The organism is Citrobacter youngae (assembly GCF_003818115.1).
Classification (GTDB): domain Bacteria; phylum Pseudomonadota; class Gammaproteobacteria; order Enterobacterales; family Enterobacteriaceae; genus Citrobacter; species Citrobacter youngae.
In genome coordinates this window covers 25,356-49,619 of record NZ_RPOI01000039.1, presented here as the reverse complement: position 1 = coordinate 49,619, position 24,264 = coordinate 25,356, and the positions used below count along the sequence as shown (strand labels likewise).

Genomic DNA, 24,264 nt, shown 5'->3' with positions numbered 1-24,264 from the left:
TTTTATCAACGAAGAGAGCGTGGCATTTTGCTCTCCTGCTAGCGGAAATTCCCGCGTTTTACACAAACTTCGTGTTCAACTTTGGGATATTCTTAGCGTGGCAGCGAGATTTTACGTTCTTTAGTCGGGCGATACAGTACCAGCGTTTTGCCGATGACCTGTACATTGCAGGCGCCGGTTTCGCGTACGATAGCTTCCACGATCAAGGTTTTAGTATCGCGATCTTCCGAGGCGATTTTCACCTTGATAAGCTCATGGTGCTCTAACGCTTGTTCAATCTCGGCCAGTACCCCTTCGGTCAAACCATTATTGCCAAGCATAACTACAGGCTTGAGCGGATGTGCCAGACCTTTCAGGTGCTGTTTTTGTTTAGTACTCAGATTCATCGTATATTTTTGCTTACGTTGGGATTGAAAACGGGTCATTCTACCGCCATCTCCCATATATCGCCAAATAGCTGTGTAGATATTTACACCATTGGTTACGATGAACTGCCCGATGGGAAAGTGAAATGACAGGTAAAAAGCGTTCTGCCAGCTCGAGTCGCTGGCTTCAGGAACACTTTAGCGATAAATATGTTCAACAGGCACAGAAAAAGGGGTTACGTTCCCGTGCCTGGTTTAAACTTGATGAAATACAGCAAAGTGACAAAATTTTTAAACCGGGGATGACGATTGTTGACCTCGGCGCTGCACCCGGTGGCTGGTCGCAATATGCGGTTACGCAGATCGGAAACAGCGGCCGCATTATCGCTTGCGATCTTTTACCTATGGATCCAATCGTTGGTGTGGACTTCCTTCAGGGCGACTTTCGTGATGAATTAGTCCTGAAAGCGTTACTTGAGCGTGTAGGTGACAGTAAAGTACAAGTTGTCATGTCTGATATGGCGCCAAATATGTGTGGAACACCGGCGGTGGATATTCCCCGGGCCATGTATCTGGTTGAACTGGCACTTGGAATGGCTCGTGATGTATTAGCGCCAGGTGGTAGTTTTGTAGTGAAGGTGTTCCAGGGCGAAGGCTTCGATGAGTATCTAAGAGAGATTCGCTCCCTGTTTACGAAGGTCAAAGTTCGTAAGCCGGACTCTTCTCGCGCCCGTTCGCGTGAAGTGTACATTGTAGCGACCGGGCGTAAACCATAACCGGTAGATTTCAAACGAAAGTTTGAAAGACACTGGATATAGAGTATCCTGACGCTGTTTTTAACACAGTTGTAATATGAGGTTAATCCCTTGAGTGACATGGCGAAAAACCTAATACTCTGGCTGGTCATTGCCGTTGTGCTGATGTCAGTATTCCAGAGCTTTGGGCCCAGCGAGTCTAATGGCCGTAAGGTTGATTACTCTACCTTCCTGCAAGAGGTCAATCAGGACCAGGTTCGTGAAGCGCGTATCAACGGACGTGAGATTAACGTTACCAAGAAAGATAGTAACCGTTACACGACCTACATTCCGGTTAACGATCCGAAGCTGCTTGATAACCTGCTGACCAAAAACGTCAAGGTTGTTGGTGAGCCGCCTGAAGAGCCGAGCCTGCTGGCTTCTATCTTCATTTCCTGGTTCCCAATGCTGCTGCTGATTGGTGTCTGGATCTTCTTTATGCGTCAAATGCAGGGCGGTGGTGGCAAAGGTGCCATGTCGTTCGGTAAGAGCAAAGCGCGCATGTTGACCGAAGATCAGATCAAAACCACTTTTGCTGATGTCGCGGGTTGTGACGAAGCGAAAGAAGAGGTCGCTGAACTGGTTGAATACCTGCGCGAACCGAGCCGTTTCCAGAAGCTGGGCGGTAAGATCCCGAAAGGCGTCCTGATGGTTGGTCCTCCGGGTACAGGTAAAACCCTGCTGGCAAAAGCCATCGCGGGTGAAGCGAAGGTTCCATTCTTCACAATTTCCGGTTCTGATTTCGTGGAAATGTTCGTTGGTGTGGGCGCATCTCGTGTGCGTGACATGTTCGAACAAGCCAAGAAAGCGGCACCGTGTATCATCTTCATCGATGAAATCGACGCCGTAGGTCGCCAGCGTGGCGCTGGTCTGGGTGGCGGTCACGATGAACGTGAACAGACGCTGAACCAGATGCTGGTTGAGATGGACGGCTTCGAAGGTAACGAAGGTATTATCGTTATCGCGGCAACTAACCGTCCGGATGTTCTTGACCCTGCGCTGCTGCGCCCAGGCCGTTTTGACCGTCAGGTTGTGGTGGGGCTGCCAGACGTTCGCGGTCGTGAACAGATTCTGAAAGTGCATATGCGTCGCGTACCGCTGTCTCCGGATATCGATGCGGCAATCATTGCTCGTGGTACGCCTGGTTTCTCCGGTGCGGATCTTGCGAACCTGGTGAACGAAGCGGCACTGTTTGCAGCGCGTGGTAACAAGCGTGTTGTATCGATGGTTGAGTTCGAGAAAGCGAAAGACAAAATCATGATGGGTGCGGAACGTCGCTCCATGGTGATGACGGAAGCGCAGAAAGAATCTACCGCGTATCACGAAGCTGGCCATGCAATCATCGGTCGCCTGGTGCCGGAGCACGATCCGGTGCACAAAGTGACGATTATTCCGCGCGGTCGTGCGCTGGGTGTCACCTTCTTCCTGCCTGAAGGCGACGCAATTAGCGCCAGCCGTCAGAAACTGGAAAGTCAGATCTCCACGCTGTACGGCGGTCGCCTGGCGGAAGAGATCATCTACGGTGCTGAACATGTTTCTACCGGTGCGTCCAACGACATTAAAGTCGCGACGAATCTGGCGCGTAACATGGTCACTCAGTGGGGCTTCTCTGACAAACTGGGGCCGTTGCTGTACGCGGAAGAAGAAGGCGAAGTGTTCCTCGGTCGTTCTGTTGCGAAAGCAAAACATATGTCCGATGAAACCGCGCGTATTATCGATCAGGAAGTGAAATCACTGATTGAGCGCAACTATGACCGTGCTCGCCGTCTGCTGAACGATAACCTGGACATTCTGCACTCGATGAAAGATGCGCTCATGAAATATGAGACCATCGATGCACCGCAGATTGATGATCTGATGGCTCGCCGCGATGTGCGCCCGCCAGCGGGTTGGGAAGAGTCTGGTTCATCTAACAACTCTGGCAACAATGGCACCCCGAGTGCACCGCGTCCGGCTGAAGAGCCGCGTACGCCGAACCCGGGCAACATGTCAGAGCAGTTAGGCGACAAATAAGTTATCGTCATCTGATGACCATGTTTTAATTGAAAACCCTGGGGCTTGCTCCGGGGTTTTTTTATTTATCAACTTATACCCAATGAATTTCGAATTGCATCAAGGCGGCGACGCAGGGAATCCCCTGGAGCGTACATCAGTACGTGACTGGGGTGAGCGAGGAAAGCTAATGCAGATGCAATTCGAAATTCATTGGGTATATACCAGGGATAACACTATGAAACTCTTTGCTCAGGGATCTTCGCTGGATCTCAGCCATCCCCACGTCATGGGGATTTTAAACGTCACACCAGACTCTTTTTCTGATGGCGGGGCGCACAACTCTCTGGTTGAGGCGGTAAAACACGCAAATCTGATGATTAACGCAGGGGCGACTATCATTGATGTGGGTGGTGAGTCTACGCGACCGGGAGCGGCGGATGTTAGCGTGGAAGAAGAACTGCAGCGAGTGATCCCGGTGGTGGAGGCAATTGCTCAACGTTTTGAAGTGTGGATTTCGGTAGATACCTCAAAACCAGAGGTCATTCGTGAGTGCGCCAGAGTGGGCGCACATATCATTAATGACATTCGCTCACTCTCGGAGCCGGGCGCGCTGGAAGCTGCGGCAGAAACTGGATTGCCGGTTTGCCTGATGCATATGCAGGGGCAGCCGAAAACTATGCAGGAAGCACCGAAGTATGAGGATGTATTTGCTGAGGTAAATCGTTACTTTGTTGAGCAAATAGCACGTTGTGAACGGGCCGGAATCACAAAAGATAAATTGCTACTCGACCCAGGATTCGGATTCGGTAAAAATCTTACTCACAACTACACATTGCTGGCACGTCTGGCGGAATTTCATCATTTTAATCTGCCGCTGCTGGTAGGGATGTCACGAAAATCAATGGTTGGCCAATTGCTCAATGTGGGTCCATCTGAGCGTTTGAGCGGCAGCCTTGCATGCGCGGTCATTGCCGCAATGCAGGGAGCGCAGATTATTCGTGTCCATGACGTCAAAGAAACCGTAGAAGCGATGCGTGTGGTGGAAGCCACATTGTCTGCAAAGGAAAACAAACGCTATGAGTAATCGTAAATATTTTGGCACCGATGGGATTCGTGGTCGTGTAGGCGACGCTCCAATCACTCCTGACTTTGTGCTCAAGCTGGGCTGGGCGGCAGGAAAAGTGCTGGCACGTCATGGTTCACGCAAAATCATTATCGGTAAAGATACGCGTATTTCCGGCTATATGCTGGAGTCCGCGCTGGAAGCGGGCCTGGCTGCCGCGGGGTTGTCAGCTTCTTTCACCGGCCCCATGCCAACACCTGCCGTTGCTTATCTGACGCGTGCTTTCCGTGCTGAAGCCGGGATTGTTATCTCCGCTTCTCACAACCCATTTTATGACAACGGGATTAAATTCTTCTCCATCGACGGGACCAAACTGCCGGATGCAGTTGAAGAAGCAATTGAAGCGGAGATGGAAAAAGCAATCACCTGCGTGGATTCGGCCGAACTGGGTAAAGCCAGTCGTATTGTCGATGCTGCCGGTCGTTATATTGAGTTCTGCAAAGGCACATTCCCGAATGAACTGAGCCTGAACGAGCTTAAAATTGTGGTGGACTGCGCTAACGGTGCAACGTACCACATTGCGCCAAATGTACTGCGCGAGCTGGGTGCTAACGTCATTGCGATTGGCTGTGAACCGAACGGCGTGAACATCAATGAAGAAGTCGGCGCGACCGATGTTCGTGCGCTGCAGGCGCGCGTAATCGCGGAAAAAGCCGATCTGGGTATTGCGCTGGACGGCGATGGCGACCGCATCATTATGGTTGACCATGAAGGTAATAAGGTCGATGGCGATCAGATCATGTACATCATCGCCCGTGAAGCTCTGCGTCAGGGACAGCTGCGTGGTGGTGCGGTAGGTACACTGATGAGCAACATGGGCCTCGAGCTGGCGCTGAAACAGCTGGGTATTCCGTTTGCCCGTGCGAAAGTTGGCGACCGCTATGTGCTGGAAAAAATGCAGGAAAAAGGCTGGCGTATCGGTGCCGAAAACTCTGGTCATGTGATCCTGCTGGACAAAACCACTACCGGTGACGGCATCGTGGCGGGCCTGCAGGTGCTTGCGGCGATGGTGCGCAACCATATGAGTTTGCACGACCTGTGCAGCGGTATGAAAATGTTCCCACAGCTGCTGGTTAACGTACGTTACACCGCAGGTAGCGGCGATCCGCTGGAACATGAAAGCGTGAAAGCGGTGATGGCAGAGGTTGAAGCGGCACTGGGTAACCGTGGACGCGTACTGTTGCGTAAGTCGGGCACTGAGCCATTAATCCGTGTGATGGTTGAAGGTGAAGACGAAGCACAGGTTACGGAGTTTGCGCACCGCATTGCGGATGCAGTGAAAGCCGTTTAACCCTTTCCGTAAAGTGTAAGAGCCGGAGTCTGAGAGACTCCGGCTTTTTTTTACTGTACTGCCAGCGGCTGTTTACGTCGGCGCTGCCAGAAGTAGCCACCGACCATCAATAGCACGAGGACGCTCAGCCACGGGAGAACCGCCAACAAGTGCCCGGATCGGGCGAATGTCAGCGCAATCATCAGCAGCCATCCTCCCAGCATCGGAATTGCGGTGCGTTTAACGATATCCACCGGTGATACACCTGCGATCCCGGCGATGGCGATAATCACGCCGGCAATAGGCGACAATGTCCGTCCAATGCCCGCTGAGATCTGAATCGGTAGCATCATAACCGCCACGTCGCTGCCGATATGGCGGCTGATATCCGGCACCATCGGGGCGAAGGAGAAAAATGCTGCATTTCCGGAGCCCATCAACGCTGAAATCGCAAAGGTGATTAGCGTCATCAGCAAGATTATGGAAGCTGCGCTGAGGCCAAATTCTCCTGAGAGTGACAGCAGCGCATCAACCGCACCAATCGCTTTCAGACCGGCGGAGAAGACTTCACCGGCGATAATCAGCGTGACTACCGTGGCAAACACACTGCCCATGCTGTCGAAGACTTTTTGTACGCCAGCCATCACGTCGCGAGCTTTACGATGGCGGCAATATTCGCAAATCAGGGTAATGGCCAGGCTTATCAGTACGGCGGTATCGAGCGTAATTTTGAGTGAGCTGAATACTAAATCACTGCACACCAGCATCAACACCAGCGGTAACATCGGCAGGAATAGCCAGGCAACCGGCGCTTCAGCTTCTTCGGTTGAGGTTAATGTCTGCATTTGCTGCGCGGTATTGTCATCGCTCTCCCGGCGATCGAAAAAGCGTTGTACAACAATATGCAGCAGGGCGATGAACAGAATAACGGGGACAACGATCGGTAACTGATCCTGAACAAAATAGTTAACTACCTCGATACCCGCCGTTTTAGCGGCGAGAACTGAGTTCCCGGAACCCGGGCCAAATTCAACGGCACAGGTACTGGCGATAACTGCAGCAACGGCGGCGCGGCTGCAGCCAAGACGGGTCAGCAGGGGGTAAAGCGTTGCCATCAATAGCAGACCCAGTCCGGTGGCGCTACTGATAAATAGCGACAGAAATTGGCCCAGCAGCAAGGCCAGCCCTAGCAGCAGGTAAGGGGAGTTCAGACGTTGCAAGGGGCGGGATGTGACGCGCACCAGCACCTGACTTGCGCCAATGGCCGACATATAGGTGGCAAAGCCACCTATCAGCATGATTTGTAGCCCGAGACCGCCGAGACGCACGCTCAGGGTGTCGCGAATAAACTCAAAGGCGTCAAAGGGGCCAAATCCGGTGCTCTTTTTTACCAGGCTACTGAGCGTGGTCATCCCGCTAAAATGCGCGACAAGCAGTAGTACGATCCCGGTTAAGAGCAACACCGACTGAGGGTGGTACTTTTTCAGGATCAGACGTCCGGCAAAAATGATGGCGAGTAGCGCCAGTAATAATGACATTCTCGCCCCCTTACTCGAAGTTGCCGGTAACCAGACACTCACCATCACGCAGTAGCGGCTTTCCAGCGGCAAACAGGTGGGCCAGTGAGAGGTCGTCATTGAGCACGCAAATATCAGCACGTTCTCCTGCGCAAAGTACGCCGCCAGAAATACCCAGTGAGCGTGCGACGTTCGCCGTCAACATCGCGATCGCCTGAGACACTGGAATACCGACATCAATCAGACGAGGCAGCAGGTTGAGGTTGCCAGCTACCGGCGCGGCGCTTAACCCTTCTACGATGCCTTGCGCATTAAAGCGCGGCACGCTGCCATTGCCATCAGAGCTAATGGTGATGCGATCAGCCGGAACCTGTGATTCCAGCGCGTGGAGAATCGCTTGCTCCTGGGGCATAAATCGACTGCCGCCAGACGTCACGTCGATATGGCCACCGCGATGTGCGAAAGCGATAGCCTGTTCGAACAATGCTTCTGTCCTCGCGACATGCGTCGGTGAAATGTGATGAATTGGAATACCGGCATCACACAGTTCTATCAGCTGTGACATCCCTTCCGGCAGATTGCCCAGGTGTACGTGCAGCAACCCTTTTTTTCCGGCCAGCAGTGAAGCCACGCGGATATCACTGACTATCCTCAATAATTCCTGGAAAGAGGGGTAAGAGCCACGGTGGTCGGCGAGGGCGATTTTGACACCCAGGATTGCCGGGATAAATGCCATATCATCGCGAATGGATCGTGTAATTGTCGGGCTGGGTACCGCGTAGGCTCCGGTATGCATATACGCACGCAGGCCTTCCAGATTGAGGGACTGCATTTTGGCGTAAAGATCTTTCGGGGAGCGGGATATCGCATCAGTACCCAGCACGCCGACGACCGTCGTAATACCGGCCTGAATCAGATCGCGCAGCTTGACGGCTGGTGTCCGGCTGGCAAAGCCGGCTTCACCGCCGCCGCCGGTAAGATGAACATGCTGATCGATAATTCCGGGAATTACCCACTTACCGCGGCAATCGATGACCTCTTTGACACCATCAAAGAGTGCAATATCTTTTTCAACAGCCACAATGCGATCGGCATGTATGAGCAGGGAACAGAGGCCTAAATCCTCCGGAGAAAAAACGCGGGCATTGGTCAGTAAAGTAAACATATCGGTCCTGTCAAACGTCGAGGGTGAGAGTCGGCAGGTGAAACGGAATATTGTTGTTATGATGCCCACATTAAAGCCATTACTATAACTGTGACTATTGCCGATTTGTCATCGGTGGATACGGTTATGGCATGATGGGGAATGAGACGTGGATTCGAAGTGGTTAGAAGATTTTCTGGCGTTGAGCCAGTATGGGAATTACTCCCAGGCAGCGATACAGCGGCATATCACCCAACCCGCGCTAAGCCGACGTATAAAGGCTCTGGAGGAGATGTTGGGGGTCCCGCTGTTTGACCGCACCACGACGCCCGTTACACTAACCTGTTATGGCGAACGCTTTGAACCTTATGCCAGGCACGTCCTTAGCACGTTAACAGAGGCGCGCCACGAGCTGTCGGCGATGATGCCAGCAACGGACAATACGCTGGTAATGGTTAGCCTGCATACGCTGTCGGTGAATATCTTGCCGGATATGATCAACTATTTGCGCCAAAGTGAACCGCAATTAAACTTCACGGTAAATGCCAGCATCCAGGGGATTGATAATCACTTTAATGCCCTGATAAACCGGCAAATTGATATGCTGGTGACGTACGATTTACCCTCTTCACAACCGGGGCTGGAGATTGCCGGAGGGCTGAAACGTTCTTTATGGCGATATGAGCGTTTTATCCCGGTGGTTTCTGCGCAACTCGCGGACAAACTGGATGATCCGCATACCGCGATCCCCTGGCTATGCTACAGCGACTATACCTTTGTCAGACGTATTATTGATCCGGCAGAACAACGAGTGCGCCCACGGTTGAAAAAAGTGTTTGAGACTGGGCTAAGCGAAACAATACGAGAAATGGTACTGCGCCATATGGGAATGGCGTGGTTACCTGAATCAATGGTGGCTGAGGAGTTGGTGAATCAGGAGATCATTCAGTGTTGGCCAGAAAATTCGGATCTGGTTTGTGAGATCCCAATTGTTGTTTGGGCAAACCTTGACGATCAGCGGTCAGTAATGCAGCGATGCTGGGAGAAGTTGCTGCGTTTTTGATTGATATGGCGATTTTTTCCGCAGTTGATACAATGCTAACAAATTGCCCTTGCGAAGGTTATTCGCTTTGGTTAGTATTCACACCCGCTTCAGTGGGAAACAGTAAATATTCCCGCTTTAATGGTCGAAGCATTGTACGCGGCAACTCCGCAAGGAACAGGTTGATTATGCACGAAGCTCTTTTAGTAGTTTTCCTTATTGTGGCAATTGGCCTGGTAGGCTTGATCATGCTGCAGCAAGGCAAAGGCGCTGATATGGGAGCCTCTTTTGGCGCAGGCGCTTCTGGTACACTGTTTGGTTCAAGTGGTTCTGGCAACTTCATGACCCGTATGACAGCTGTGTTAGGAACTCTGTTCTTCATTATCAGTCTGGTGCTGGGTAACATGAACAGCAATAAGACCAATAAAGGAAGTGAGTGGGAAAATCTGAGCGCACCGGCGAAAACCGAGCAAACTCAGCCAGCTGCTCCGGCTCAGCCGACCAGCGATATCCCGCACTAAGTATTCTGTACCGAGGTGGTGGAATTGGTAGACACGCTACCTTGAGGTGGTAGTGCCCTAACGGGCTTGTGGGTTCGAGTCCCATCCTCGGTACCAAATTCCGAAAAAAGACGCTGAAAAGCGTCTTTTTTTTCGTCTGTCATTTGTGGCTGTAGGCCTGATAAGCGTAGCGCCATCAGGCGTTGTAATAATGTCGGATGGCGGCGTAAACGCCTTATCAGGCCTACATCTCTCATATTCCGCGCATAAAAAAGGCCGCTTTCGCGGCCTTAAGACGATGAATGATTATTTCGCCTTGTTTTCCAGATTCTCAACCTGCGGCAGGCCGGTTGCGGAAGAGGCGGTGAGCAGGCCAGACTGCGCGTAGCCAAACAGCTTCTCGCGGGTATCGGTGATATCCAGATTACGCATAGTCAACTGACCGATACGATCGTCTGGCGAGAATACCGAATCACCTTTCTCCATGGTCAGACGTTCTGGCTTGTAGGTCAGGTTGTCAGACACGGTGTTGAGGATTGAATAGTCGTTACCGCGACGCAGTTCCAGCGTGACTTCACCGGTGATCTGGCTGGCAACCCAACGCTGCAGACCATCACGCAGCATCAGCGCCTGAGAGTCGAACCAGCGGCCCTGATACAGCAGACGACCCAACTGGCGACCATGTGCGTGATACTGCTCAATGGTGTCTTCGTTGTGAATACCGGTCAGCAGACGCTCGTAGGCGATGTGCAGCAGTGCCATCCCCGGGGCTTCATAGATACCGCGGCTTTTTGCTTCAATGATACGGTTTTCAATCTGGTCGCTCATACCCAGACCATGACGGCCGCCGATACGGTTGGCTTCCAGCATCATCTCAACGTCGTCGCTGAAGGTCTTACCGTTCAGGGCAACCGGATAGCCTTGTTCAAAACGCACGGTCACTTCTTCTGCCGGGATCTTCACGCTCTCATCCCAGAACTTCACGCCCATAATCGGGTTGACGATTTTGACGCTGGAGTTCAGGAACTCGAGGTCTTTAGCTTCGTGGGTCGCGCCGAGCATATTGGAGTCGGTGGAATACGCTTTTTCGACAGACATCTTGTAGTCGAAACCACAGGCAATCATAAATTCGGACATCTCATGGCGACCGCCGAGTTCGTCGATGAAGTCGGTATCCAGCCATGGTTTGTAAATCTGCAGTTCGGCGTTGGTCAGCAGGCCGTAACGATAGAAACGTTCAATATCGTTCCCTTTATAGGTGCTACCGTCACCCCAGATATTTACGCCATCTTCTTTCATGGCAGCAACCAGCATGGTGCCGGTGACTGCACGACCCAGCGGGGTGGTATTGAAATAGGTCAGTCCGCCGGTGGTGTTGTGGAATGCACCGCACTGAATGGCAGCGATCCCTTCGGCAACCAGCTGCTTACGGCAATCTACCAGGCGAGCATTCTCAGCACCATATTCCATTGCACGGCGAGGGATGGCGTCATAGTCATCCTCATCCGGCTGGCCCAAATTCGCAGTATATGCATATGGGACAGCCCCTTTTTGTCGCATCCACAGCAGTGCTGCACTGGTGTCCAGGCCGCCGGAAAAAGCGATACCAATACGTTGACCTACCGGGAGATGCTTGAGAATCGTCGTCATAAAATAAAACCCTGCTTGATAGACTGGTGAAGAGGTCGGCTTATTATACTAATTGCATTTTTATGCAAAATAAATGAGTTTTCATTTAATCATCTTTTCTGGATGACAGGAAGAGTTTAGTGATAATTTCGTTAAATAACGGCGTGGATGGCATATTTATCTTGCTGAACATCCACGGGCCAGCATTCATTGATTTGCATAGTCGTAACAAGGTTGACATAACGCATAGTGAATCAATATACTGTGCGCAGATTTTACGTCCCGTCCTCGGTACCAAATCCCAGCAGTATTTGCATTTTTTACCCAAAACGCGTAAAATTTGCCACGTTTCAGGCGCGGGGTGGAGCAGCCTGGTAGCTCGTCGGGCTCATAACCCGAAGGTCGTCGGTTCAAATCCGGCCCCCGCAACCACTTTCCCTTAGAGTTCTTTTTCAAATATACTGTGAAGACTTAGGCCTTCGTAGCTGGATTTGAAAAAAATTCTTTCGGAAGGTTTTCCGAACCGCAGGTGCGGTTATAGGGTTCAGTTATCTAAAGCCCCGATTTATCGGGGTTTTTTGTTATCTGACTACAGAATAACTGGGCTTTAGGCCCTTTTTTTATGTCTTGGGGGTGGGCTTGTCCACATTAGAGCAAAAATTAACAGAGATGATTACAGCGCCGGTTGAAGCCCTGGGCTACGAACTGGTCGGCATCGAATTTATTCGCGGTCGCACATCCACACTGCGCATCTATATTGATAGTGAAGATGGCATCAATGTTGATGATTGTGCTGATGTGAGCCATCAGGTAAGCGCCGTGATGGATGTCGAAGACCCAATCACCGTTGCCTATAACCTGGAAGTCTCCTCTCCGGGTCTCGACCGTCCTCTGTTCACAGCTGAACACTACGTGCGTTTCCTGGGTGAAGAAGTCACGCTGGTTCTTCGTATGGCGGTACAAAACCGTCGTAAATGGCAGGGCGTTATCAAAGCGGTGGACGGTGAGATGATCACGGTCACAGTCGAAGGCAAAGATGAAGTGTTCGCGCTGAGTAATATCCAGAAGGCGAACCTGGTTCCCCACTTTTAACAGTCTGGATTGAGGTGAAAAGCCCGCGATGAACAAAGAAATTTTGGCTGTTGTTGAAGCCGTATCCAACGAAAAAGCGCTGCCACGCGAGAAAATTTTTGAAGCGCTGGAAAGTGCGCTGGCTACAGCAACAAAGAAAAAATATGAGCAAGAGATCGACGTTCGCGTAGAAATCGATCGTAAAAGCGGTGATTTCGATACCTTCCGTCGTTGGGTAATCGTAGAAGAAGTTACTCAGCCGACCAAAGAAATTACGCTGGAAGCGGCACGCTTCGAAGACGAAAGTCTGAACGTGGGCGAATATGTTGAAGATCAGATTGAATCTGTCACCTTTGACCGTATCACTACCCAGACCGCGAAACAGGTTATTGTACAGAAAGTACGTGAAGCTGAACGTGCAATGGTTGTTGATCAGTTCCGCGAGCACGAAGGCGAAATCGTTACTGGCGTGGTGAAGAAAGTAAACCGCGACAACATTTCTCTGGATCTGGGCAGCAATGCTGAAGCCGTGATCCTGCGTGAAGACATGCTCCCGCGTGAAAACTTCCGCCCAGGTGACCGTATTCGTGGCGTTCTGTACTCTGTACGCCCGGAAGCGCGCGGTGCGCAACTGTTCGTAACTCGTTCCAAACCGGAAATGCTGGTTGAACTGTTCCGCATTGAAGTGCCAGAAATTGGCGAAGAAGTGATCGAAATTAAAGCGGCTGCTCGCGATCCAGGATCGCGTGCGAAAATCGCCGTTAAGACCAACGACAAGCGTATTGATCCGGTCGGCGCGTGTGTTGGTATGCGCGGTGCGCGCGTTCAGGCGGTTTCTACCGAACTGGGCGGCGAGCGTATTGATATCGTCCTGTGGGATGATAACCCGGCGCAATTCGTGATTAACGCAATGGCGCCAGCAGACGTCGCTTCTATCGTGGTGGATGAAGACAAACACACCATGGATATCGCGGTTGAAGCCGATAACCTGGCGCAGGCGATTGGACGTAATGGTCAGAACGTCCGCCTGGCTTCACAACTGAGCGGTTGGGAACTCAACGTGATGACCGTTGATGACCTGCAGGCGAAGCATCAGGCAGAAGCACATGCAGCCATTGACACCTTCACCAAATATCTCGATATCGATGAAGATTTCGCGACCGTTCTGGTGGAAGAAGGTTTTGCGACGCTGGAAGAACTGGCCTACGTGCCAATGAAAGAGCTGCTGGAAATCGACGGCCTGGATGAACAGACCGTTGAAGCGCTGCGCGAGCGTGCTAAAAACGCACTGACCACTCTGGCACTGGCCCAGGAAGAAAGCCTCGGTGATAACAAACCGGCTGACGATCTGCTGAATCTGGAAGGATTGGATCGTGAGATGGCCTTCAAACTGGCTGCCCGTGGTGTTTGTACGCTGGAAGATCTCGCTGAACAGGGCATTGATGATCTGGCTGATATCGAAGGGTTGACCGACGAAAAAGCCGGTGAGCTGATTATGGCTGCCCGTAATATTTGCTGGTTCGGCGACGAAGCGTAATAAACTGTAGCAGGAAGGAACAGTATGACAGATGTAACCGTAAAAACACTGGCTGCAGAGATACAGACCTCCGTGGATCGCCTGGTACAGCAATTTGCTGATGCAGGTATCCCGAAGTCTGCTGACGACTCTGTATCCGCACAAGAGAAACAAACCTTACTGGCGCACCTGAACCGTGAAAACGGCTCAGCGCCGGATAAGTTGACATTGCAGCGTAAAACGCGCAGTACTCTCAATATTCCAGGTACCGGTGGGAAAAGTAAATCGGTACAAATCGAAGTCCGCAAGACACGCACCTTTGTGAAACGCGATCCGCAAGAGGCTGAACGCCTTGCCGCGGAAGAGCAGGCGCAGCGTGAAGCGGAAGAGCAAGCCCGTCGTGAGGCAGAAGAAGCTGCCAAACGCGAGGCGCAACAAAAAGCCGAACGTGAGGCCGCAGAACAAGCTAAGCGTGAAGCCGCTGATAAAGCGAAACGTGAAGCTGCGGAAAAAGACAAAGTGAGCAATCAACAGACCGACGATATGACTAAAACCGCCCAGGCCGAAAAAGCCCGCCGTGAAAATGAAGCCGCTGAACTGAAGCGTAAAGCGGAAGAAGAAGCACGTCGCAAGCTTGAAGAAGAAGCGCGCCGCGTAGCGGAAGAAGCTCGCCGTATGGCGGAAGAAAATGAGAAAAATGGTGTGAATAACGCTGAACCTGTTGAAGATACCAGCGATTATCACGTCACCACTTCCCAGCACGCTCGCCAGGCTGAAGACGAGAACGATCGTGAAGTCGAAGGCGGCCGTGGTCGTACTCGCAGCACGAAAGCAGCGCGTCCGGCGAAGAAAGGCAACAAACACGCTGAATCTAAAGCTGACCGTGAAGAAGCGCGTGCCGCGGTTCGCGGTGGTAAAGGCGGTAAGCAGCGTAAAGGTTCCGCTCTGCAGCAGGGCTTCCAGAAGCCAGCTCAGGCCGTTAACCGTGACGTTGTGATCGGTGAAACCATCACCGTTGGCGATCTGGCGAACAAAATGGCAGTTAAAGGCTCTCAGGTCATCAAAGCGATGATGAAACTGGGCGCAATGGCGACCATTAACCAGGTCATCGACCAGGAAACCGCACAGCTGGTTGCCGAAGAGATGGGCCACAAAGTTATCCTGCGTCGTGAAAACGAGCTGGAAGAAGCGGTAATGAGCGACCGTGATACCGGCGCTGCGGCTGAACCGCGCGCACCGGTAGTCACCATCATGGGTCACGTTGACCATGGTAAAACGTCTCTGCTGGACTACATTCGTTCCACGAAAGTGGCCTCTGGCGAAGCAGGCGGCATTACTCAGCACATCGGTGCGTACCACGTTGAAACTGACAACGGTATGATCACCTTCCTGGATACCCCGGGTCACGCCGCGTTTACCTCCATGCGTGCTCGTGGTGCTCAGGCAACGGATATCGTTGTTCTGGTTGTTGCAGCAGACGACGGCGTGATGCCGCAGACTATCGAAGCAATCCAGCACGCGAAAGCGGCAGGTGTGCCGGTAGTGGTTGCAGTCAACAAGATCGATAAACCAGAAGCGGATCCTGATCGCGTTAAAAACGAACTGTCCCAGTACGGCATCATGCCGGAAGAGTGGGGCGGCGAGAGCCAATTCGTTCACGTTTCTGCGAAAGCGGGTACCGGTATCGATGAGCTGCTGGACGCTATCCTGCTGCAGGCCGAAGTACTGGAACTGAAAGCTGTGCGTAAAGGTATGGCGAGCGGTGCGGTTATCGAATCCTTCCTGGATAAAGGTCGTGGTCCGGTTGCTACCGTACTGGTGCGTGAAGGTACGCTGCATAAAGGCGACATCGTACTCTGTGGCTTCGAATACGGTCGCGTTCGTGCGATGCGTAACGAATTGGGTCAGGAAGTCCTGGAAGCAGGTCCATCCATTCCGGTGGAAATCCTCGGTCTGTCCGGTGTTCCGGCTGCAGGTGACGAAGTTACTGTCGTTCGTGACGAGAAGAAAGCCCGTGAAGTTGCACTGTATCGTCAGGGCAAATTCCGTGAAGTTAAACTGGCTCGTCAGCAGAAATCTAAACTTGAAAACATGTTCGCTAACATGACTGATGGTGAAGTTCACGAAGTGAACATCGTCCTGAAAGCCGACGTGCAGGGTTCTGTCGAAGCGATTTCTGACTCTTTACTGAAACTGTCTACCGACGAAGTCAAAGTGAAGATCATTGGTTCTGGCGTAGGTGGTATCACCGAAACCGACGCGACTCTGGCAGCGGCATCCAACGCGATTCTGGTTGGCTTCAACGTCCGTGCTGATGCATCTGCACGTAAAGTTATCGAATCTGAAAGCCTGGATCTGCGTTACTACTCCGTCATCTATCATCTGATCGACGAAGTGAAAGCAGCGATGAGCGGCATGCTGTCTCCGGAGCTGAAACAGCAGATCATTGGTCTGGCTGAAGTGCGTGATGTGTTCAAATCACCGAAATTCGGCGCTATCGCAGGCTGTATGGTTACCGAAGGTACGATTAAACGTCACAACCCAATCCGCGTACTGCGCGACAACGTGGTTATCTATGAAGGTGAGCTGGAATCCCTGCGCCGCTTCAAAGATGATGTCAACGAAGTCCGTAACGGCATGGAATGTGGTATCGGCGTTAAGAACTACAACGACGTTCGCGTTGGCGATATGATCGAAGTGTTCGAGATCATTGAGATCAAACGTACCATCGCATAATCTTCGTCGTCTTTTGGGCCGCAACTTGCAGCCCAAAATCCTGAGAAGATGATTAAGCGTAGGCCGGGTAAGCGAAGCGCCACCCGGCAAGAAATTTAAAAAGGGGCTTATTGCCCCTTTTTTGTCTTTATTCTGGAGAATTTATTATGGCGAAAGAATTTGGTCGCCCGCAGCGCGTCGCGCAGGAGATGCAGAAAGAAATCGCACTCATCCTGCAGCGCGAAATCAAAGACCCACGCGTGGGCATGATGACTACCGTGTCTGGTGTTGAGATGTCCCGTGATCTGGCGTATGCCAAAGTATTCGTGACGTTCCTGAACGACCAGGACGAAGCTGCCGTTAAAAATGGTATTAAGGCGCTGCAGGAAGCTTCTGGTTTTATCCGCTCTCTGCTGGGTAAAGCCATGCGTCTGCGTATCGTGCCGGAACTGACCTTCTTCTACGACAACTCACTGGTCGAAGGGATGCGCATGTCCAACCTGGTGACCAGCGTGGTGAAACATGACGATGAGCGTCGTGTGAACCCAGCGGACGACAGCAAGGAGGACTGATGAGTCGTCCTCGTCGTCGTGGTCGCGACATTCACGGTGTTCTGCTGCTGGACAAACCGCAAGGCATGTCCAGCAATGACGTACTGCAAAAAGTAAAGCGCATCTACAATGCCAACCGCGCGGGACATACCGGCGCGCTGGATCCGCTGGCGACAGGCATGCTGCCGATTTGCCTCGGTGAAGCGACGAAGTTTTCACAGTATTTGCTGGATTCTGATAAACGCTATCGTGTGGTTGCCCGTCTGGGCCAGCGTACTGACACCTCGGATGCTGATGGGCAAATCGTGCAGGAACGTCCGGTAACCTTCACCGCTGAGCAGCTTGCAAGCGCGCTGGAGACTTTCCGCGGCGATATCGAGCAGATCCCGTCAATGTATTCGGCGCTGAAGTATCAGGGTAAGAAGCTGTACGAATATGCGCGTCAGGGCATTGAAGTGCCGCGTGAAGCGCGCCCGATTACCGTCTATGAGCTGCTGTTTATTCGCCACGAAGGTAACGAGCTGGAGCTGGAAGTTCACTGCTCCAAAGGCACCTATATTCGCACCATCGTTGACGATCTCGGTGAGAAGCTGGGCTGCGGCGCGCACGTAACGTATCTGCGTCGTCTGACGGTCAGCAAGTATCCGGTGGATCGTATGGTCACGCTGGAGCATCTGCGTGAACTGGTTGAGCAGGCAGAACAGCAAAATATTCCGGCGGCGCAGTTGCTTGATCCTTTGCTGATGCCAATGGACAGTCCGGCATCAGACTATCCGGTAGTTAATTTACCTTTAACATCGTCGGTTTACTTTAAAAATGGTAATCCGGTACGGACGTCAGGCGCGCCGCTGGAAGGACTGGTGCGCGTGACGGAAGGTGAAGAAGGCAAGTTTATCGGCATGGGGGAAATGGACGATGAAGGTCGTGTTGCTCCCCGCCGCCTGGTGGTTGAGTATCCTGCATAGCGCTCTCTGTCTTGCGATAAAAGGGCGCTGCGAGTAGAATACTGCCGCTTAACGTCGCGTGAATTGTTTAACAATCTGCGTGGCGTATACACAAAATCATTCAAGCTGCATCAAGGCGGCAAGTCTGAGAATCCTCAGGAGCTTACTCAGGTAAGTGACTGAGGTGAGCGGACGCAGCCAACGCAGAGTCAGCTTGAAGGATGAAGTGTATACACTGGGATAGCTGAATTAGAGATCGGCATCCTTTCATTCTTAACACTTTGGAGTTTTAAAATGTCTCTAAGTACTGAAGCTACCGCTAAAATCGTTTCTGAGTTTGGTCGTGATGCAAACGACACCGGTTCTACCGATGTTCAGGTTGCTCTGTTGACTGCACAGATTAACCACCTGCAGGGCCACTTTGCAGAGCACAAAAAAGATCACCACAGCCGTCGTGGTCTGCTGCGCATGGTTTCTCAGCGTCGTAAACTGCTCGACTACCTGAAACGTAAAGATGTTGCACGTTACACCGCGCTGATCGAGCGTCTGGGTCTGCGTCGCTAATTCTTTCGAGTTTCAGAAAGAGGGGGCCTTCATGGCCCCTTTTTTCCAGCAGATGGCAGCAATTCGCTGGAAACTAATGTATTGTTGCTATGAATGATCTTCCGTTGCAGAGGTTCGCGCGGCTAATGAGAGGCTTTACTCATGCTTATGGGTTAGGGTTGTCATTAGTCGCGAGGATGCGCAGAAGATCGGGTATTAACGATGGCGCAAAAATGTGCCGTCAAAAAATAGAGAAAGGATATTATTTTGCTTAATCCGATCGTTCGTAAATTCCAGTACGGTCAGCATACCGTTACGCTGGAAACCGGCATGATGGCGCGCCAGGCGACTGCCGCTGTTATGGTTAGCATGGATGACACTGCGGTATTTGTTACCGTTGTTGGCCAGAAAAAAGCGAAACCAGGCCAGGATTTCTTCCCGCTGACCGTTAACTATCAGGAGCGTACCTACGCTGCTGGCCGTATCCCAGGTAGCTTCTTCCGTCGTGAAGGCCGTCCGAGCGAAGGCGAAACCCTGATTGCGCGTCTGATTGACCGCCCGGTTCGTCCGCTGTTCCCGGAAGGCTTCGTTAACGAAGTTCAGGTTATCGCCACCGTTGTTTCCGTTAACCCGCAGGTTAACCCGGACATCGTGGCCATGATTGGTGCATCTGCTGCGCTGACGCTGTCTGGCATCCCATTCAACGGCCCGATCGGTGCTGCACGTGTTGGTTACATCAATGACCAGTACGTACTGAACCCGACTCAGGACGAACTGAAAGAAAGCAAGCTGGACCTGGTTGTTGCGGGTACAGAAGCTGCCGTACTGATGGTTGAATCCGAAGCTGAACTGCTGAGCGAAGACCAGATGCTGGGCGCTGTGGTATTCGGTCACGAACAGCAGCAGGTTGTTATTCAGGCCATCAACGAGCTGGCGAAAGAAGCTGGCAAACCGCGTTGGGACTGGCAGCCAGAAGCCGTCAACGAAGCGCTGAACGCGCGCGTTGCCGCACTGGCAGAAGCTCGCCTGAGCGACGCTTACCGCATCACCGACAAACAAGAGCGTTATGCTCAGGTTGACGTAATCAAATCTGAAACCATCGCGACTCTGGTGGCTGAAGACGAAACCCTGGACGCTAACGAGCTGGGTGAAATTCTGCACGCTATCGAGAAAAACGTTGTTCGTAGCCGCGTACTGGCAGGCGAGCCGCGCATCGATGGCCGTGAAAAAGACATGATCCGTGGTCTGGACGTGCGTACTGGCGTTCTGCCGCGTACTCACGGTTCCGCACTGTTCACCCGTGGCGAAACTCAGGCGCTGGTTACCGCGACCCTGGGCACCACTCGTGATGCACAGAACCTCGACGAACTGATGGGCGAGCGTACTGACAACTTCCTGTTCCACTACAACTTCCCTCCGTACTGCGTAGGTGAAACCGGTATGGTCGGTTCTCCGAAGCGTCGTGAGATTGGTCACGGTCGTCTGGCGAAACGTGGCGTACTGGCAGTGATGCCGGAACTGGATAAATTCCCGTACACCGTGCGTGTGGTTTCTGAAATCACCGAATCTAACGGTTCTTCTTCTATGGCTTCCGTATGTGGCGCTTCCCTGGCGCTGATGGACGCAGGCGTGCCAATTAAAGCCGCCGTTGCGGGTATCGCGATGGGGCTGGTGAAAGAAGGCGACAACTATGTTGTTCTGTCTGACATCCTGGGCGACGAAGACCACCTGGGCGATATGGACTTCAAAGTGGCGGGTTCCCGCGACGGTATCTCTGCACTGCAGATGGATATCAAAATTGAAGGTATCACCAAAGAAATCATGCAGGTTGCTCTGAACCAGGCTAAAGGTGCGCGTCTGCACATCCTGGGTGTGATGGAACAAGCGATCAACGCACCGCGTGGCGATATCTCTGAATTTGCTCCGCGTATCCACACCATCAAGATCAGCCCGGACAAGATCAAAGACGTTATCGGTAAAGGCGGTTCTGTTATCCGTGCTCTGACCGAAGAAACCGGCACCACCATTGAAATCGAAGATGATGGTACCGTGAAGATTGCTGCGACCGACGGCGAAAAAGCGAAATATGCTATCCGTCGTATCGAAGAGATCACCGCAGAGATCGAAGTAGGCCGTATCTACAATGGTAAAGTGACCCGTATCGTTGACTTTGGCGCATTCGTTGCCATCGGTGGCGGTAAAGAAGGCCTGGTACACATCTCTCAGATCGCTGATAAGCGCGTTGAGAAAGTGACCGATTACCTGCAGATGGGTCAGGAAGTACCGGTCAAAGTTCTGGAAGTTGATCGCCAGGGCCGTGTACGTCTGAGCATTAAAGAAGCAACTGAGCAGTCTCAGCCTGCAGGCGAACCGGAAGCTCCGGCAAGCCAGGGCGAGTAAGGTTGCCATTGCCCTCCGTGAGAGCGGAGGGCCTTTAACCCGGCAGGATGCCTTGTTAGCAACCGGGGAACCTGGACGTTCATTCAATCGTTGTCTTCGGGAGTGGGAAATGAAGCCTTTTTTGCGCTGGTGTTTCGTTGCGACAGCACTCACGCTGGCTGGATGCAGTAATTCCACCTGGCGTAAGAGTGAAGTCCTCGCAGTACCATTGCAACCGACTTTGCAGCAGGAAGTGATTCTGGCACGTATGGAACAAATTCTTGCCAGTCGGGCTTTAACCGATGACGAACGCGCACAGCTTTTATATGAGCGCGGAGTGTTGTATGATAGTCTCGGTCTGAGGGCACTGGCGCGAAATGATTTTTCACAAGCGCTGGCAATCCGACCAGATATGCCTGAAGTATTCAATTACTTAGGTATATATTTAACGCAGGCAGGCAATTTTGATGCTGCCTATGAAGCGTTTGATTCTGTACTTGAGCTTGATCCAACTTACAACTACGCGCACTTAAATCGCGGTATCGCATTGTATTACGGCGGTCGCGACAAGTTAGCGCAAGATGATCTGCTAGCGTTTTATCAAGACGATCCCAATGATCCTTTCCGTAGTCTGTGGCTTTATCTCGCCGAGCAGAAGCTCGATGAGAAGCAGGCTAAAGAAGCGTTAAAGCAACGCTTTGAGAAATCAGATAAAGAGCAATGGGGATGGAACATTGTCGAGTTCTACCTGGGCAACATTAGCGAAGCAACGCTGATGGAACGCCTGAAGGCGGACGCAACGGATAACACCTCGCTCGCTGAGCATCTCAGTGAAACCAACTTCTATTTAGGTAAGTACTACCTAAGTCTGGGGGATTTGGACAACGCTACGGCATTGTTCAAACTGGCGGTGGCTAACAACGTTCATAACTTTGTTGAGCACCGATACGCATTGTTGGAATTATCGCTCCTGGGCCAGGACCAAGATGACCTGGCAGAATCGGACCAGCAATAGCTGACGTACACATCAGCCCGTAATCTTTTTTGATTGCCATCACCTTCACGGGTGAGGGCGTTGTTGTTCGTTAATACACCTACTTTGAGCCGGTTCACACTTTTCAATGAAAATTGCAGATCAATTTCATGATGAGTTATGTAGACTGGCCGCCATTAATTTTGAGGCACACGTACTACATGGCTGAATTCGAAACCACTTTTGCAGATCTGGGCCTGAAGGCTCCTATCCTTGAAGCCCTTAACGATCTGGGTTACGAAAAACCATCTCCAATCCAGGCAGAGTGCATTCCGCATCTGCTGGGCGGTCGCGATGTTCTGGGTATGGCCCAGACAGGTAGCGGCAAAACTGCAGCGTTCTCTTTACCGCTGCTTAACAATCTTGATCCTGAGCTGAAGGCACCTCAGATTCTGGTGCTGGCACCGACCCGCGAACTGGCGGTTCAGGTTGCAGAAGCCATGACGGATTTCTCTAAACACATGCGCGGCGTGAACGTGGTTGCCCTGTACGGCGGCCAGCGTTATGACGTGCAATTACGTGCCCTGCGTCAGGGACCACAGATCGTCGTCGGTACGCCGGGCCGTCTGCTGGATCACCTGAAGCGCGGGACTCTGGACCTCTCTAAACTGAGCGGTCTGGTACTGGACGAAGCAGACGAAATGCTGCGTATGGGCTTCATCGAAGACGTTGAAACCATCATGGCGCAGATCCCGGAAGGTCATCAGACCGCTCTGTTCTCGGCGACTATGCCGGAAGCGATTCGTCGTATTACCCGCCGCTTTATGAAAGAGCCGCAGGAAGTACGCATTCAGTCCAGCGTTACCACGCGTCCTGACATCAGCCAGAGCTACTGGACTGTATGGGGCATGCGTAAAAATGAAGCGCTGGTGCGTTTCCTGGAAGCAGAAGATTTTGATGCGGCGATTATCTTCGTTCGTACCAAAAATGCGACCCTGGAAGTGGCAGAAGCGCTGGAACGTAGCGGTTATAGCAGCGCTGCACTGAACGGCGACATGAACCAGTCCCTGCGTGAGCAGACTCTGGAACGTTTGAAAGATGGCCGCCTGGATATTCTGATTGCAACCGACGTTGCGGCCCGTGGCCTGGACGTTGAGCGTATCAGCCTGGTTGTTAACTACGACATCCCGATGGATTCCGAGTCTTACGTTCACCGTATCGGCCGTACTGGTCGTGCGGGTCGTGCTGGCCGTGCGCTGCTGTTCGTTGAGAACCGTGAGCGTCGTCTGCTGCGTAACATCGAACGCACCATGAAGCTGACGATTCCGGAAGTAGAACTGCCGAACGCAGAACTGCTGGGCAAACGCCGTCTGGAAAAATTCGCCGCTAAAGTACAGCAGCAGCTGGAAAGCAGCGATCTGGATCAGTACCGTGCTCTGCTGGCGAAAATGCAGCCGGAAGAAGAGCTGGATATCGAAACGCTGGCAGCCGCACTGCTGAAAATGGCTCAGGGCGAACGTCCGCTGATCCTGCCGCCAGATGCGCCGATGCGTCCGAAACGCGAATTCCGCGACCGTGACGATCGTGGTCCGCGTGACCGCAACGATCGTGGCCCGCGTAATGACCGTGGTGGTGAAGATCGCCCGCGTCGTGAACGTCGTGACGTTGGCGATATGCAGCTGTACCGCATTGAAGTGGGCCGTGATGACGGTGTTGAAGTCCGTCATATCGTTGGTGCTATTGCTAACGAAGGTGATATCAGCAGCCGTTATATCGGTAACATCAAGCTGTTTGCTTCCCACTCCACCATCGAGCTGCCGAAAGGTATGCCGGGCGACGTGCTGCAGCACTTTACCCGTACTCGCATCCTGAACAAGCCGATGAATATGCAGCTGGTTGGCGATGCCGTTCCACACACCGGTGGTGAACGTCGTGGCGGTGGCCGTTTCAGCGGCGAGCGTCGTGAAGGTGGTCGTGGCGAAGGTCGTGGTTTCAGCGGTGAGCGTCGTGAAGGCGGTCGTGGCGATGGTCGTCGTTTCAGCGGCGAACGTCGTGAAGGCAACCGTGGTCCGCGTCGTGACGATTCTTCTGCTCCGCGTCGTGATGACTCCGCTGGTCGTCGTCGTTTCGGCGGTGACGCATAAGCCTCACGGTATAAAAGCGTAAAGTAATATATACAGCCCCGATCTCAAC

General features: G+C 52.4%; 20 protein-coding genes and 2 tRNA genes. 18 read left to right on the top strand and 4 right to left on the bottom strand.

Translation table 11 applies throughout. The features are described from left to right. Window positions 1-92 precede the first annotated feature (92 nt). On the bottom strand, window positions 93-386 hold the full coding sequence (gene yhbY, locus EHN13_RS23445; protein ID WP_003025016.1) for a ribosome assembly RNA-binding protein YhbY: 294 nt from the start codon (window positions 384-386) through the stop codon (window positions 93-95). Window positions 387-511: 125 nt separating this feature from the next. Between yhbY and rlmE the strand changes: the two genes are divergently transcribed. The 4 genes from rlmE to glmM all read left to right on the top strand — a co-directional run bounded on the left by rlmE (window position 512) and on the right by glmM (window position 5,568). Then, a complete protein-coding gene (gene rlmE, locus EHN13_RS23440; protein WP_004106110.1) occupies window positions 512-1,141 on the top strand; it encodes a 23S rRNA (uridine(2552)-2'-O)-methyltransferase RlmE in 630 nt (209 codons plus the stop codon). Between the two features lie 99 nt (window positions 1,142-1,240). Beyond that, window positions 1,241-3,172 carry an ATP-dependent zinc metalloprotease FtsH gene (gene ftsH, locus EHN13_RS23435; protein WP_048213411.1) on the top strand — a complete coding sequence of 644 codons (1,932 nt, stop codon included), beginning with the start codon at window positions 1,241-1,243 and terminating at the stop codon, window positions 3,170-3,172. 217 nt (window positions 3,173-3,389) lie between these two features. Then, window positions 3,390-4,238, top strand: coding sequence for a dihydropteroate synthase (gene folP, locus EHN13_RS23430; protein WP_048213410.1), 849 nt, complete (start codon window positions 3,390-3,392; stop codon window positions 4,236-4,238). Next, a complete protein-coding gene (gene glmM / locus EHN13_RS23425; protein WP_124022166.1) occupies window positions 4,231-5,568 on the top strand; it encodes a phosphoglucosamine mutase in 1,338 nt (445 codons plus the stop codon). Before folP ends, glmM begins: the two co-directional genes overlap by 8 nt. 50 nt (window positions 5,569-5,618) lie before the next feature. On the opposite strand, the gene dcuC is transcribed toward glmM, so the two are convergent. Beyond that, complete coding sequence (gene dcuC / locus EHN13_RS23420) at window positions 5,619-7,085, bottom strand: C4-dicarboxylate transporter DcuC (protein WP_115601400.1); 1,467 nt, start codon at window positions 7,083-7,085, stop codon at window positions 5,619-5,621. A gap of 10 nt (window positions 7,086-7,095) precedes the next feature. Further along, the gene (iadA, locus tag EHN13_RS23415) at window positions 7,096-8,229 is read right to left on the bottom strand and encodes a beta-aspartyl-peptidase (protein ID WP_124022165.1); all 1,134 of its coding nucleotides are present in this window, start codon (window positions 8,227-8,229) and stop codon (window positions 7,096-7,098) included. A gap of 148 nt (window positions 8,230-8,377) precedes the next feature. Between iadA and EHN13_RS23410 the strand changes: the two genes are divergently transcribed. The 3 genes from EHN13_RS23410 to EHN13_RS23400 all read left to right on the top strand — a co-directional run bounded on the left by EHN13_RS23410 (window position 8,378) and on the right by EHN13_RS23400 (window position 9,867). Then, on the top strand, window positions 8,378-9,271 hold the full coding sequence (locus tag EHN13_RS23410; RefSeq protein ID WP_101741908.1) for a LysR family transcriptional regulator: 894 nt from the start codon (window positions 8,378-8,380) through the stop codon (window positions 9,269-9,271). Window positions 9,272-9,438: 167 nt separating this feature from the next. Next, on the top strand, window positions 9,439-9,771 hold the full coding sequence (gene secG / locus EHN13_RS23405) for a preprotein translocase subunit SecG (RefSeq protein WP_006687886.1): 333 nt from the start codon (window positions 9,439-9,441) through the stop codon (window positions 9,769-9,771). Window positions 9,772-9,780: 9 nt separating this feature from the next. Further along, window positions 9,781-9,867 (top strand) — tRNA-Leu (locus tag EHN13_RS23400). A 189-nt stretch (window positions 9,868-10,056) separates the two neighbouring features. On the opposite strand, the gene argG is transcribed toward EHN13_RS23400, so the two are convergent. Beyond that, the gene (gene argG, locus EHN13_RS23395) at window positions 10,057-11,400 is read right to left on the bottom strand and encodes an argininosuccinate synthase (RefSeq protein ID WP_124022164.1); all 1,344 of its coding nucleotides are present in this window, start codon (window positions 11,398-11,400) and stop codon (window positions 10,057-10,059) included. Between the two features lie 334 nt (window positions 11,401-11,734). Between argG and EHN13_RS23390 the strand changes: the two genes are divergently transcribed. The 11 genes from EHN13_RS23390 (at window position 11,735) to deaD (ending at window position 24,215) form a co-directional block, all read left to right on the top strand. Further along, window positions 11,735-11,811, top strand: a tRNA-Met gene (locus tag EHN13_RS23390). Window positions 11,812-12,018: 207 nt separating this feature from the next. Beyond that, window positions 12,019-12,471 (top strand): ribosome maturation factor RimP, encoded by a 453-nt coding sequence (gene rimP / locus EHN13_RS23385; RefSeq protein WP_003024996.1) that lies wholly within the window; start codon window positions 12,019-12,021, stop codon window positions 12,469-12,471. A 28-nt stretch (window positions 12,472-12,499) separates the two neighbouring features. Then, window positions 12,500-13,987: a transcription termination factor NusA gene (nusA, locus tag EHN13_RS23380; RefSeq protein ID WP_124022163.1), complete on the top strand. Its 1,488-nt coding sequence runs from the start codon at window positions 12,500-12,502 to the stop codon at window positions 13,985-13,987. A gap of 24 nt (window positions 13,988-14,011) precedes the next feature. Next, window positions 14,012-16,702, top strand: coding sequence for a translation initiation factor IF-2 (gene infB, locus EHN13_RS23375; protein ID WP_048213393.1), 2,691 nt, complete (start codon window positions 14,012-14,014; stop codon window positions 16,700-16,702). 146 nt (window positions 16,703-16,848) lie between these two features. Continuing rightward, window positions 16,849-17,253 carry a 30S ribosome-binding factor RbfA gene (gene rbfA, locus EHN13_RS23370; RefSeq protein ID WP_003024988.1) on the top strand — a complete coding sequence of 135 codons (405 nt, stop codon included), beginning with the start codon at window positions 16,849-16,851 and terminating at the stop codon, window positions 17,251-17,253. Next, window positions 17,253-18,197, top strand: coding sequence for a tRNA pseudouridine(55) synthase TruB (truB, locus tag EHN13_RS23365; protein WP_124022162.1), 945 nt, complete (start codon window positions 17,253-17,255; stop codon window positions 18,195-18,197). Before rbfA ends, truB begins: the two co-directional genes overlap by 1 nt. Window positions 18,198-18,470: 273 nt before the next feature. Then, the gene (gene rpsO / locus EHN13_RS23360) at window positions 18,471-18,740 is read left to right on the top strand and encodes a 30S ribosomal protein S15 (protein ID WP_000059465.1); all 270 of its coding nucleotides are present in this window, start codon (window positions 18,471-18,473) and stop codon (window positions 18,738-18,740) included. 246 nt (window positions 18,741-18,986) lie between these two features. Next, window positions 18,987-21,119 (top strand): polyribonucleotide nucleotidyltransferase, encoded by a 2,133-nt coding sequence (pnp, locus tag EHN13_RS23355; protein ID WP_047408353.1) that lies wholly within the window; start codon window positions 18,987-18,989, stop codon window positions 21,117-21,119. Between the two features lie 109 nt (window positions 21,120-21,228). After that, window positions 21,229-22,113, top strand: a complete 885-nt coding sequence (gene nlpI / locus EHN13_RS23350; protein WP_040234121.1) for a lipoprotein NlpI — start codon at window positions 21,229-21,231, stop codon at window positions 22,111-22,113. A gap of 106 nt (window positions 22,114-22,219) precedes the next feature. Then, window positions 22,220-22,300, top strand: coding sequence for a protein YrbN (gene yrbN / locus EHN13_RS23345; protein ID WP_010723222.1), 81 nt, complete (start codon window positions 22,220-22,222; stop codon window positions 22,298-22,300). Then, complete coding sequence (deaD, locus tag EHN13_RS23340; RefSeq protein WP_124022161.1) at window positions 22,293-24,215, top strand: ATP-dependent RNA helicase DeaD; 1,923 nt, start codon at window positions 22,293-22,295, stop codon at window positions 24,213-24,215. The genes yrbN and deaD overlap by 8 nt, the downstream gene beginning before the upstream one ends. Window positions 24,216-24,264: the final 49 nt, after the last annotated feature.